Origin of the sequence: Streptomyces sp. NRRL F-5755 (assembly GCF_001279365.1) — a bacterium.
Classification (GTDB): Bacteria; Actinomycetota; Actinomycetes; order Streptomycetales; family Streptomycetaceae; genus Streptomyces; species Streptomyces rimosus.
Genome location: NZ_LGCW01000306.1, coordinates 109,631 through 121,791 on the forward strand (window position 1 = coordinate 109,631; position 12,161 = coordinate 121,791).

Here is a 12,161-nt window from a genome sequence, read left to right on the forward strand (position 1 = left end):
CGAGTCCACCGTCCGCGCTCCGCGGCGTCCAACACCGATCGCGTCGGCCCGATACCGCATCGGTATCGTTGCTGGATGGAGCTACGCGTACTGCGCTATTTCGTGGCGGTCGCCGAGGAACGCCACTTCGGCAGGGCCGCCGCGCGGCTGCACATGACCCAGCCCCCGCTGAGCCGAGCCGTCCGGCAGCTGGAGGCCGACCTCGGCTGTACGCTGCTGGACCGCTCCCCCACCGGGGTCTCCCTGACCGCTGCCGGGGCCGTGCTGCTGGACGAGGCCCGTACGCTCCTGGCGCAGGCCGACCGGGCGCGCGTGCGGGTGGCCGCGGCCGCGGGTACGGCCACCCTGACGGTCGGCACCCTCGCCGACAGCGCCGAGGAGGCCGGAACGTGCCTGGCCGCCGCGTACCGGGACCGCCACCCCCACGTACACATCCGCATCCGCGAGGCCGACCTGAGCGATCCGACCGCCGGGCTGCGCGCCGGGCTGGTCGATGTGGCCCTGACCCGCGCGCCGTTCGACGCCTCGGGCCTCGCCACCCGCGTGCTGCGCTCGGATCCGGTCGGCGTGGTCCTGCGCGCGGACGATCCGCTGGCCGGCCGCGGCAGTCTGCGTCTGGACGAGCTCGGCGACCGCCGGTGGTTCCGGCTGCCCGAGGGGACCGATCCCCTCTGGAACGCCTACTGGGCCCGGCGCCCGGACACCGTCCGGTGCGAGGGCCCCGTCGTACGGACCGTCCACGAATGCCTCCAGTCCGTGCTGTGGAACGGAACAGTGGGGCTGGCCCCACTGTTCCGTTCCCTGCCGGACGGGCTCACCGTGGTCCCGCTGACCGACATGCCGCCCAGCCGCCTCGTCATCGCGTGGCGCGGCGGCGATGCCGGTCCGCTCGTCCGTTCCTTCGTGCAGCTCGCGGCCGAACGCTGGAACCGGCAGGGAGCGTAGCCGCGGCGCGGCCGTTACGGGATCGTGTTGACCATGTACCACCAGTACGCGTTGACGGCGGCGACGACCGTGCCGGCGGCCGAGAGCGTGAGGTAGCGGCCCGACAGTTTGTTTCTCAGCGAGACCGCTCCGCCGGGGCCGACGGTCTTGAACCAGTGGGCCGCGTCGCCGTTGCCGTCCCGGATGAAGACCCCCTCGCCCTGGCTCTGCAGCGTGCGGCCGACCTGCTCGGCGTCGGTGTTCACCAGCGTGATGGAACCGTCGGCGTTGCTGGTCTGGAGCCACACGGCGTCATCGTGCCGGTTGCCGTACCAGAGCCGGCTGGCCTGGCACCGGACCGAGCCGTAGTAGTCCGCGTCGCCGAGCCACTGGTCGGGCTTGTCCTGGGGCGCCAGCACGTACGTGTGGCCCTGCTGGACGGTGGCGGCTGCGGATGCGGGGCGGGCCTGGGGCGCGTCGGCGGGGACCGCCGCTGCCGAACCGGCGGTGAGCACGGTCAGGGCGGCCGCGCACGCCAGTGCCGCGGTATATCTGCGCATGGTGATTCCTCTCGTATTCTTCGGGGGAACGCGTGTCCGGGTGAGAGCCCGGGAAAAGGGTTCCGTGTGGCGGGGATTCAGCTCTTCATGAGGGTGAAGGTGACCGCGGTGTTGTCACCACTGCCCCCGTCGCGCCGGCAGGTGTATCCGACCGGGACGGAGCACGAGTAACTGTTGCTGCCCGCGTAGGGGTTGTTCCAGGAAATGCTCACCGAGCCGATCCCGAACATGTTGTATTCGGCCTTGCCCTGCGTTCCCGTCATGAATCCGTTCGACTCCGACTGCCAGATTCCGCTGGACATCGGGTACACGCGGTCCGGGGGCAGCAGGTTCTCGCTCCACGTGCCGTGCTCCAGGCTCGACGACGTACGGGTCAGCTCGCTGGAGGTGCGGTTCTGGAATGTGACGTGCGTACTGCGGGCCGCGGACGCGGCGCTCTTCGCGGCCGTGGACTTGGCGGCGAATCCGTACGGCCCGCTGATGGTGAACGTCACCGTCGCGTTGTCGCCGCCGCCACCGGAACGCGAACAGCTGTAGCCGGCGGGCACGTCGCAGCTGTAACTGTTGCCGCCCACATACGGGTTGTTCCAGTGGAACGAGACCTCGCCGCCGTCCCCGAGGGAGTACCGCGCGTCTCCCTCGGTCCCGGTCATCATCCCCGAGGAGTGCGAGCCCCAGTAGGCGCTCTTGTTGCCCTCGATCGTCTCCGGCGGCGTCGCGTCGTCCCAGACGCCGTGCGAGAGCGACGAGTAGTTGCGGTACATGGTCGTCGAGGTCTTGTTGACCACGTTCACCCGGGTGCTGCGCGCCGACTGCGCCGCCGCCGCGGATTTCTGCGCGGTGGTGTCCGCCGTCGCGGCGGCCGCGGAAGAGGTACCGGCCGGGGCGAGCACCGCCGCGACGGCGAGGGCCGATACGGCGATGGTCTTGCGTGCCCGAATCGATGCGCGTGCCGCGCGGGTTCCGCGCCGCGCGCCCCGGCGGAATTCTGTGCTGGCCGACATAGGTGTCTCCTGCTTCTCGTCGCGAAGGGATACCGAAGGCATTTCGGATTCCGGTTCCGTTCACAGTTCCGTTTACGGCCCCGATTGCGGTTCCGGCTGCTGAGAAGAGTCTGCTGAGGCGGCCTAACGCCGATGTAACGCGGAATCCGGGGCGTGCGTCGCGGGACCGTTAGCCCGCCGTGAGGAAGCCGGCCGGGGACGGCCGGGAGGAAACCGGTCGCGGGCAACGACGTGGCGGAGCCCGCCGGCCGTACGCGATGGCCTATTTCCGACCTTCTTCCGCTTCTGACGTGAGCATGGCCCTATGACCTCGTAAGATGCCCTCGGTAACGACTCGGCCAGGGGAGACGACGCTGATGGACTTCCGGCTGCTCGGGCCGGTGTCGGCCTTCTCGGAAGACATACAGGTGCCGCTCGGGCCGCCCAAACGCCGGGCCGTACTGGCGCTGTTGGTGCTGGCCGAAGGCACCCCCGTAAGTGCCGAGCGCATCGCCGAGGCGCTGTGGGACACCGAGCCCCCGACGCACGCCCGGACCATCGTTTACGGCCATGTCTCGGCCCTGCGCGGCCTGCTGAACACGGAACCCGCGGCAAAGCTCGCCACCGAGGGCGGCGGATACACGCTGTACGCACCGCCGGAGTCGGCAGACGTGTGGCGTTTTCGCGCGCTGGTGCGCCGGGCCGCGGACGGGGCTCCCGCCGAGGAGTCGGCCGCGCTGTTGCGCGAGGCGCTGGGGCTGTGGCGGGGCCAAGCGCTCGGCGGGACGGGTGACACGCCGCTGATGGCCGCCGCGGCCGACCGGCTGACCGAGGAACGGCTCGCCGCGCTGGAGCAGTTCGCCGCGGCGCTGCGCGCCTGCGGCCAGGGCGCCCAAGCGCTGGCACTGCTGCGGCCCGCCGCCGAACGCCATCCGCTGCGCGAGTCCCTGATCGCGGCCGCCGTACGGTCGTTGCACGACGCCGACCGCCAGGCCGAGGCGCTCGACCTCTACCACCGCACGCAACGCCTGCTCGCCCAGGAGCTGGGCGTCGATCCCGGTGCCGCGCTGTCCGAGGCGTACCTCGCGATCCTGCACGCCCGCCCGGCCGACCGATCCGCCTCGGAGGGGAGCACCGCGACGCCGCCCGAGGCTCCGGCGCCCCGGCCCGACACCCCGCCGCCCTGTCTTCTCCCGCGCGCCCCGGCCGGATTCGTGGGCCGTGCGGAAGACCTCGACCGGCTCACCGAGACCGTACGGTCGGGCAGTCCGCCACTGAGCGTGGTCACCGGTCCGGGCGGGGTCGGCAAGACCTCACTGGCGGTGCACTGGGCGTACGCGCACGCCGGCGAATTCCCCGACGGCATCCTCTACGCCGACCTGCACGCCATGGACCCGGACAGCACCGGCTTCAAGCCGGCCGGTGTCCTGCACGACTTCCTCCAGGCGCTCGGCGTCGCGGAGGAACGCCTGCCGGCGGACGCGCGCGCCGCGGAACACCTCTACCGCTCGCTGCTCACCGGCCGCCGCGCCCTCGTCCTGCTCGACAACGCCCGCGACTCGGCCCAGGTGCGTCCGCTGCTCCCCGGCACGCCCGGCTGCACCGTGCTGGTCACCAGCCGCAACCGGCTGGAGGGGCTGGTGGCCACCGACTGCGCCCGGCTGCTGCCGCTGGAACGGCTGGCGCCCGAGGACGGTGTACGGGTCCTGCGTACCGTCATCGGTGACCTGCGCGTGGCGGCCGAGCCCGCCGCGGCCGAGGAACTGGCCGCGCTCTGCGACGGTCTGCCGCTGGCGCTGCGGCTGGCCGCCGCCCGGCTCGCCGCACGTCCCCGGCTGGCCCTGCGGGCGATGGCCGACGACCTGGTGGACGAACACCAGCGGCTCTCCCTGCTGTCCGGGGAAGACCTCGGCGTAGCGGCAACCCTGCGGCTGAGCGTGCAGCAGTTGCCGCCGTCCGGTGCACAGCTCTTCCGTCAACTGGCGCTGCACGTCGGCTCGGAACTCGACGGCGCCGCCGCGGCGGCGCTCAGCGGTCTGTCGCCCGCCGGGACACGCGCAGCCCTGGACGAGCTGGCCGCCGCCCACCTCGTGGAGGAGTGGACCGGCGACCGGTACCTGATGCACGACCTGACCCGGCTGTACGCCCGTTCCTGCGCGGACGGGGCCGACCCGGCGGGGCTGCACCGGCTGCTCGTGCACTACCTGGCCGCCGGCCAGGCCGCCGCGGCGGCGGCCGAACCCGGCAGCCAGCCCTGCGCCGCGCTGCCCCCGGGCGTGTCCCCGCCCGGCGCGCCACCGGTCTTCACCGACCGTGCCGAGGCCATGGCGTGGTACGTCACCGAGCGCGCCAACCTCACCGCCGCCGTGGCCGCCGCGGCCGACGCGGGACACCCGGACCTGGCCTGGCGCATCGCCGTCCATCTGTGGCCGCTGGTCGTACGGCAGGTGCACGACGGCTGGGAGCCGACCCTCGAACGCGCCCTGGCCGCCGCCACCTCGCTGGGCGACCCGGACGCCGAGTCGCGGCTGTGCTCGCTGCTCGGGTGGGTCCTCACGGAGAACGGGCAGCACACCGCGGCGCTGGAGCACCTGAGCCGCGCGCCGGACCTGGCCGTACGGGCCAAGGATCCGCGCGGCCAGGTGATCGCGCTGATCAACTGGGCGGCCGCGCTGGAACGCGTCGGCGACCTGTCCGGCGCCGGAACCCGGCGGGAACAGGCCGCGCGGATGGCGCACGCCCTCGGGCACCCGCACACCGAGACCCTGGCCCTCTACCACCTGGCGGCCCACTGCCTCACCGCCGGCCGTCCCGACGAGGCGCTGGCCCACGGTCTGCGGGCCCTGGACGTCGCCCCGGACCAGATGTCGGACGAGCGCCGGGTACTGCTCCTCGACACCTGCGGCGCGGCCCTTCAGCGCCTCGGCCGTGACGGTGAGGCCCGCCGCTGTTTCGCCGAGGCGGCGGCCCTCGCCGCGCCTACGGGGCCAGGCGGAGGGCCGGCGGCGGAACACGAAGGCGGCGCGGCGGGAGGAAATGTGCGCGCCCTCGCGGGCTGAGGGGGCAGCCCGCGAGGGCCCCGCCGCCTCGGCCTCACCTCACCGTGAAGGTCACCGAGGCATTGTTGCCGGAGCCGCCCGACCGCTCGCACGAGTGGCCCCCGGAGGCGGTGCAGGTGTACGAGTTGCTGCCGACGTACGGGTTGTTCCACTTCACATAGATCTCACCGTAGTTCGTCACATAGACGGCCTCTCCCTCGGTGCCCGTCGCGAAGCCGTCCGACTGCGACTGCCAGGCCGCCGAGGACCACGCGCCGATCACCTCGGCCGGGTAGGAGTTCGCCTGCCACTCGCCGTGCGTCAGACTGGCCCACTTGCGCGTCATGCTCACGCCGGTCTGGTTGTTCAGCGTCACATGCGTACTGCGCTGGGCCTGGGCCGCCGAGGCGGACGACTGCGCCGCCGACTGCACCGCGGGCTGAGCCGACGCGACTCCGGCCCCACCCGTCACACCGGCCAGCAGCGCGGCGGCGCCCACCGTCGCCACCCGCCGCGCGAGCCGCCCGCCCGCACGCTGCGCCGCGTTCCCGTTCCCCTTGCCGTTCCCGTACATGTCCGTCTCCCTCTCCGCCGCGGACGCGTCCGCGCTCCGCTCCCGGTCCGTCCGGCCGTCCTGTTCCGGGCGGCCGACGGAAACGCTGCCGCAGGCGCCTAACGGTCTTGGTGGGGCGGACCTAACGTCCGGGCGTTAGTCGTCCCGGGCCGCAGATCCACGGTGATGTAACGTGTGCTATCAACTACTGACTATTACCTGGCCGTTGCTACGGCCACAGCTTCGGGGGGCTCGATGGTTGCGGACCTGGTCAGGACCTGGGTGGCGGGCTGGGCCGTGTCCCGGCGGACGCAGCCGCCGGTCACCAAGCCGTGGGGGCTCTTCATCGAGGTGACCGACAACCCCGGCGAAGCGGGACGCCATGTCCTGCCCCGGACCGATGAAGCGTGGGTCCGCGACGCCGCTGCCTCGGTGTCCGCACCGCGGACCTGGATGAAGATGCCCGCGGGGTCGGCGGCGATCTCCTCCTGGCTGCCCCAGGGTTGGGTGCGGGAGGAGGACGGGCACCTGATGGCCGTCGATCTGATGACCACGCGCCCGGTCGCGCCCCAGGGATACACAACCGCCGTGGAGACCGTGGGAGCCGTCACCCATGTGCGGGTGCTGGACGCGGCGGGCGAGCAGGCGGCCAAGGGGCAGATGGCGGCCGTCGGGGAAGCCGTGGTCGTGGACCGGGTGGTGACGGAGGAGGCCCATCGGCGGCGCGGGCTGGGCTCCTTCGTGATGCGTACGCTCGCCGACCGCGCCCTGGAGCAGGGCGCGGTCCTCGGCGTCCTCGGCGCGACCGACGCCGGGCGTGCGCTGTACGAGACGCTGGGCTGGAAGAAGCACACGACGCTGGCGGAGTACGTCTACCGGCCCTGACCTCGGCTCTGACGGTTCGTAGCCGCGCACACTCCCGTGCTCCACCGTGGTCACCACCGTCTCGGACAACGAGAGCCGTAATTCCGGCCATCCTGATTGGCTGGTTCTTCGCGTTGTGGCCAAAAGCGATGTGCTCGCGGTGGCGTGAAGCAGTGGTCGTGACCCGGCCGCGCCGGTGCTGTCCAGTGGGTGAGACAGCCCCCCGACGACCCCCTCCGGACGCTCACGCCCCAGCTCCCACGGGCGCCACAGAAACACCACAGGTCCTTCACAACCTCTGCGGCGGACAAAGTCGGCATGCCTTCCGATTCAGGCCACAAGAGGACAAGGGGTATCGACCGAAGCCGGCTCACCAGGGGTCCCGTGCTGACCAAAACCATTCGTTGACACTCCATAAATGAACTCTTTACTGTTACGCGCAAATACCGGACCACTACCTCCTTTCAGCTGTCAGTGAGCGGTCATACACCGTTCACCATTTGCACGTGCGCACTTTTTCTGAAGTTTGCCGGCCGGTTTCCCGTCCCCGAACGGCCTGAACACGCGACTCGAACGCAGCATTCAAGAAGAAGGAGCAACGGTGACCCCCGCACTCGCCGCACAGCAGTCCCTCAGCCTGTCCGAGGCCGAAACTCAGAAGCTCTGGCAACTCTCCCGGCTCGCCGCCGGCGCTTCCGAAGCGTCTCCGCTGGCGCTTTCCGGTCTCCTTCTCGATCTGCCGAAAGCCGTCCGCTCCGCGCTGCTGGAATTCGCCGAGGGCAGCGGCGACTCCGGGTTCTTCCTGCTGCGCGGCGTGACCCTAGGGGAGCTTCCCGCCACCCCCACCGTCCACCACTCGGGCGCCCTGCGCGGCCACCCCACCGACGGCACCCTCACGCTGGTGGCGGACCTGCTCGGCTCGCTCGTCGGTTACCAGGACGAGAAGGACGGCGACCTCATCCACGACGTGCACGCGGTGCCCGGCGAGGAGAACCGGATCGAGAACAGCGGGTCGGTGGCCTTCGACTTCCACACGGAAAACGTCCACCACCCGCTGCGCCCCGACTATCTCGGCCTGCTGTGCCTGCGCCAGGACCACGAGCGGGTGGCGGCCACCCGCGTCGCCTCGGTGCGCGAGGCGGTCCGGCACCTGACGGCCGAGCAGGTGGCGGCCCTGCGCACCCCGCAGTTCTACAGCTCCTACCCGACTTCCTTCACCCGGGGCCGGACCGGCCCGGTGCCCCGCTCCGGCCCGCACCCGGCGATCTTCGGTCCGGAGGACCGGCCGTTCATGCGCTTCAACTCGCACACCACGCACGCCGCCGACCCCGAGGCGACGGTGGCCCTGAAGGCGCTGGCCGAGGCGCTGGAGGCGGTCTGCCACAACGTCGTACTGGAGCCCGGCGACCTCGTCGTGGTCGACAACCACGTCGCGGCGCACGGCCGCAGCCCGTTCGTCCCGCGCTACGACGGCCAGGACCGCTGGCTGCGCCGGTTCTACTCCGTACGCTCCATCCTCGGCTGGACGCAGCACATGATGACCCGTCAGCGCGTCATCCCGACGATGGAGGAGATCCAGGGCGTCCTCTGAGGCGCACCCGTCTCCCCGCGTGATCGCGGCACCCCGCCGAGCGCGGCCGTCCCCCACTGACGCGGCCCGCCGCTCCGCATCCCCTGCCCGCGCAGCCGCCCGGTCTGCGCGCCTTCTTTGACTGAGGACCGGAACACCGTGGATTTCTTCGACGTCATAGGGCTGCTCACCGCCGCCGTGGCCGCCGGGTGGGTGGACGCCGTGGTCGGCGGGGGCGGGGTGCTGCTCATCCCCGTTCTGCTGCTCAGCTTCCCCCACCTGCCCCCGGCGACCGCGCTGGGCACCAACAAGATCGCCGCGATCACCGGGACGGCGACCGCCGCCGCCATGTACGCACGGCGCACGGTCCTGGACCGCAGGATCCTCGTACCGGCCGCCGCCTGCGCGGTGCCGGCCGGGGCGCTCGGCGCCCTGTCCGCCGCCACCGTCCCCACGGCGTACTTCCGGCCGGTCATCATGGTCCTGCTGATCTCGGTCGCCCTGTTCGTGGCGCTGCGCCCGAACTTCGGCACCCAGCCGCTGGCGCGCGAGGTGACCCGGCGGCGGCGCGTCGTCGCCGTGCTCCTCGGCGGCTGCGTGGTCGGTTTCTACGACGGGCTGTTCGGGCCCGGAGTGGGCACCTTCCTGATCATTTCCTTCACCACGCTCCTGGCGACGCAGTTCCTGGAGAGCGCGGCGATGTCGAAAGTCATCAACGCCTCGTCCAACCTCGGCGCCCTGGTCGTCTTCGCGCTCCAGGGAAACGTTCTGTGGGCGCTGGGGCTCGGCATGGCCGTGGGCAATGTGACCGGCGCGATGATCGGTTCGCGCATGGCCCTGAAAAAGGGGTCCGGATTCGTCCGTACCGTGCTGGTGCTCGTGGTGATCGGCATGGTGACGAAAATGGCGTTCGATCAGTTCGCGTGACGGCGCCAAAGTTTCGGGACCCGCTCAAGGCCGGCGATTCCGTACGTACTGCACTCCCACACGTACACCACTCCCGTACGTTCAGCACGCCCGTACGTCCGGAATCCCCGTGCCACCCGAAATCCAGCACCACCAGCAATTCCGCACCACCAGCAATAACGCACCGCCAGCAATTCAGCACGTCCAGCACTTGATGGGAACGACAAGAGAACTCATCCGCCACACACGTGACGAGAGACCCGGAGGCCAGCCTTGGACACCGTACGGAATCTCGATGAACTGCTGACCCTGCCGGATTTCGAAGCCGCCAGTGATCAGGTGCTCGACCGGGGCTGCCGGGCGTACGTGGCCGGCGGCGCCGGCACCGACCGCACCGTGCGCGCCAACATCGCGGCGTTCGACGACATCTGGCTCCGACCGCGGGTGCTCGCCAGCACGACGACCGAGCCCCGCACCGAAGTGAACGTCCTCGGGCACCGCATGGCGATGCCCGTCCTGCTCGCACCGACGAGCCCGCAGCGGCTGCTGCACGAGGACGCGGAGATCGCCACGTCCCTCGCCGCCGAGGCGGCCGGGGTGGTCCCCATCGTCAGCACCGACAGCCACGTCCCCTTCCCGGAGATCGCCAAGTCGTCCGGCGGGGCCTGCTGGTTCCAGCTGTACGCCTACCGGTCGCGGGACGACATCGCCGCGACACTCGACATGGCCGAGTCCGCCGGTGCGTCGGCCCTGGTGGTCACGGTCGACGCCAGCCATGCCGCGCTGCGGGTGCACGCCCAGCGCGCCGGGTTCGCCACCCCGGGCCACGTGGACTTCGGCACGCTGCGCGCGCTCGGCATCCTGGAGGGCGAGGTGCCGGCCGGGGCCCGTATCGACCGGCTGGCGCTCAGCTGGGCGGACCTGCTGTGGATCCGCGAACGCACCCGGCTGCCCCTCCTGGTGAAGGGCGTGCTGCGGGCCGAGGACGCGCGCCGCTGCCTGGACAGCGGCGCGGACGGCGTCATCGTCTCCAACCACGGCGGGCGGCAGCTCGACGGGGCGGTGCCCAGCGTGATCGCCCTGAGCGAGGTGGCGGCCGCGGTCGCCGGCCGGTGCACCGTGCTGGTCGACGGCGGTATCCGCTCCGGTGTCCACGTCGTCAAGGCCCTCGCCCTCGGCGCCGACGCGGTCTGCCTCGGCCGGCCGTACCTGTGGGGTCTGTCGCTGGCCGGGCGCGAGGGGGTCGAGGCGGTGCTACGGCTCCTGCGCCGGGAGATCGAGGACACGCTCCGGCAGCTGGGCGCCGCGGACGTCGGCGAGCTGGGGCCGGACTTCGTGGCCAGGGCGGGGGCCGGCGCGGCCTGAGAGGCGCCACGCCGCGGGCCGGGCACGTGCCGTGCCCGTGCCCGTACCCATGTCCGCGCTCACGCCCGTACCTCGACCCGGCGGGCCCCGTAAGCGCCCCCCTTTCTCACCCCCATACCAATATGACGACCTTCCGAGAACGGAGACCCACCATGTTCCACTTCTCGCGCGGCATCCCCCCGCAGGAAGCGATCCCCTCGCGGCAGATCGCCGAGCACACCGCGGCCGTCCTGCGGGAGCACGAGGACCGGGTGTTCCAGTACGCGCCGATCGGCAACCACACCGGTGACGCGGCGCTGCGGGAGCAGCTCGCGGCGTTCCACTCGGTCGGCGCCGACCAGATATTCGTCACGAACGGTTCCCTCCAGGCACTCGACCTGCTCGCCGCGCACCTCCTCGCGGGCGACCGCAAGGACGTCTACGTGGAGGCGCCCACCTACGACCGCGCGGTGCAGATCTTCGAGCGGCACGGCGGGCGGGTCTCCGGCGTCACGCTCCAGCACGACGGCCTCGACCTGGACGCGCTCGAAGCGCGGCTGGCGACCCGGGTACCGGCGTTCGTCTACGTCATCCCGGACTTCCAGAACCCGAGCGGCGTCACCATGAGCGAGGCCAAGCGCCGCCGCCTCGTCCAGCTCGCCGAGACCCACGACTTCCTCATCCTGGAGGACATCCCCTACCGGGAGCTGCGGTACGGCGGTACGGCGCCCGCCGGCTTCTTCGAGCTGGCGCCCGCCGGACGGGTGCTCACCATGGGCTCGCTGAGCAAGATCCTCAGCCCGGGGCTGCGCGTCGGGTACGTCATCGGCGAGGCCGCCACGCTCGGCGCCCTGGCCGCGCTCGCGGAGGGCACCTACCTCTCGCCCGCGCCGCTGCTCCAGGCGGTCGCCGCGCAGGCGCTCCAGGCCGGACTAGCCCAGGAGAACGTGGCGCGGGTCCGCGAACTGCTCGGCCCGCGGCACGACGGCGCGGTCAAGGCCGTACGCGAGCTGCTGGGCGAGGAGGCGCTCCTCGCCGTACCGCACGGCGGCTACTACGTGAGCGTGCACCTGCCCGTCGCCACGGACGAGAGCACATTCCTCAAGGCCGCCACGGCCGACGGCCTGAAACTGACCCGGGGCTCGGGCTTCTACCCGGCCGACGCGGCCCCGCCGGAGGGCAAGGTCTTCCTGCGCCTGCCGTTCCAGTCCTTCGAACCGGACGAGTTCGCGTCCGGCGTCGAACGGCTGGCAGCGGTGGCGTCGAAGGGCTGACATCCGGACGCGGTGTACGGGCCCCGGGCGGAACGGATTCCGCCCGGGGCCCGCGGGTTGTCTCAGCAGGCGGGAACTCGGAAGCTGGCCGGGCCGGGACTGCCCGCCGTTCGGACGGGGTGGTCCGGCCGTACGGTGCCGCTGC

Annotated in this window: 10 protein-coding genes; 7 read left to right on the forward strand and 3 right to left on the reverse strand. The window is 71.8% G+C overall.

Annotated elements, in window-relative coordinates; genetic code table 11:
• Window positions 1–75 precede the first annotated feature (75 nt).
• Window positions 76–945, forward strand: coding sequence for a LysR family transcriptional regulator (locus ADK86_RS35415; protein WP_053700297.1), 870 nt, complete (start codon window positions 76–78; stop codon window positions 943–945).
• A 14-nt stretch (window positions 946–959) separates the two neighbouring features.
• On the opposite strand, the gene ADK86_RS35420 is transcribed toward ADK86_RS35415, so the two are convergent.
• On the reverse strand, window positions 960–1,484 hold the full coding sequence (locus tag ADK86_RS35420) for a hypothetical protein (RefSeq protein WP_053700298.1): 525 nt from the start codon (window positions 1,482–1,484) through the stop codon (window positions 960–962).
• Window positions 1,485–1,561: 77 nt separating this feature from the next.
• Window positions 1,562–2,488: a hypothetical protein gene (locus ADK86_RS35425; protein ID WP_053700299.1), complete on the reverse strand. Its 927-nt coding sequence runs from the start codon at window positions 2,486–2,488 to the stop codon at window positions 1,562–1,564.
• Window positions 2,489–2,844: 356 nt separating this feature from the next.
• Here ADK86_RS35425 and ADK86_RS35430 point away from each other — a divergent pair, with 356 nt between their 5' ends.
• Entirely contained in the window at window positions 2,845–5,526 is a 2,682-nt protein-coding gene (locus ADK86_RS35430; RefSeq protein WP_053700300.1) for an AfsR/SARP family transcriptional regulator, read from the forward strand.
• Between the two features lie 34 nt (window positions 5,527–5,560).
• Here ADK86_RS35430 and ADK86_RS41805 read toward each other — a convergent pair whose 3' ends face one another.
• Window positions 5,561–6,079, reverse strand: a complete 519-nt coding sequence (locus ADK86_RS41805) for a hypothetical protein (protein WP_053700301.1) — start codon at window positions 6,077–6,079, stop codon at window positions 5,561–5,563.
• A gap of 234 nt (window positions 6,080–6,313) precedes the next feature.
• Here ADK86_RS41805 and ADK86_RS35440 point away from each other — a divergent pair, with 234 nt between their 5' ends.
• From ADK86_RS35440 to ADK86_RS35460, 5 genes are all read left to right on the forward strand, one after another.
• On the forward strand, window positions 6,314–6,943 hold the full coding sequence (locus ADK86_RS35440) for a GNAT family N-acetyltransferase (protein ID WP_053700302.1): 630 nt from the start codon (window positions 6,314–6,316) through the stop codon (window positions 6,941–6,943).
• Window positions 6,944–7,523: 580 nt separating this feature from the next.
• Window positions 7,524–8,513: a TauD/TfdA family dioxygenase gene (locus tag ADK86_RS35445; RefSeq protein ID WP_053700303.1), complete on the forward strand. Its 990-nt coding sequence runs from the start codon at window positions 7,524–7,526 to the stop codon at window positions 8,511–8,513.
• A gap of 138 nt (window positions 8,514–8,651) precedes the next feature.
• Window positions 8,652–9,419 (forward strand): TSUP family transporter, encoded by a 768-nt coding sequence (locus tag ADK86_RS35450; protein ID WP_053700304.1) that lies wholly within the window; start codon window positions 8,652–8,654, stop codon window positions 9,417–9,419.
• 252 nt (window positions 9,420–9,671) lie between these two features.
• Window positions 9,672–10,763: an alpha-hydroxy acid oxidase gene (locus ADK86_RS35455; protein ID WP_053700305.1), complete on the forward strand. Its 1,092-nt coding sequence runs from the start codon at window positions 9,672–9,674 to the stop codon at window positions 10,761–10,763.
• A gap of 152 nt (window positions 10,764–10,915) precedes the next feature.
• A complete protein-coding gene (locus ADK86_RS35460) occupies window positions 10,916–12,016 on the forward strand; it encodes a PLP-dependent aminotransferase family protein (protein ID WP_053700306.1) in 1,101 nt (366 codons plus the stop codon).
• Window positions 12,017–12,161: the final 145 nt, after the last annotated feature.

Coding starts and splice junctions, on each gene's coding strand:
- ADK86_RS41805 (WP_053700301.1), bottom strand. CDS start 6,079: ATGTACGGGAACGGCAAGGGGAACGGGAACGCGGCGCAGCGTGCGGGC.
- ADK86_RS35415 (WP_053700297.1), top strand. CDS start 76: ATGGAGCTACGCGTACTGCGCTATTTCGTGGCGGTCGCCGAGGAACGC.
- ADK86_RS35440 (WP_053700302.1), top strand. CDS start 6,314: ATGGTTGCGGACCTGGTCAGGACCTGGGTGGCGGGCTGGGCCGTGTCC.
- ADK86_RS35430 (WP_053700300.1), top strand. CDS start 2,845: ATGGACTTCCGGCTGCTCGGGCCGGTGTCGGCCTTCTCGGAAGACATA.
- ADK86_RS35425 (WP_053700299.1), bottom strand. CDS start 2,488: ATGTCGGCCAGCACAGAATTCCGCCGGGGCGCGCGGCGCGGAACCCGC.
- ADK86_RS35460 (WP_053700306.1), top strand. CDS start 10,916: ATGTTCCACTTCTCGCGCGGCATCCCCCCGCAGGAAGCGATCCCCTCG.
- ADK86_RS35420 (WP_053700298.1), bottom strand. CDS start 1,484: ATGCGCAGATATACCGCGGCACTGGCGTGCGCGGCCGCCCTGACCGTG.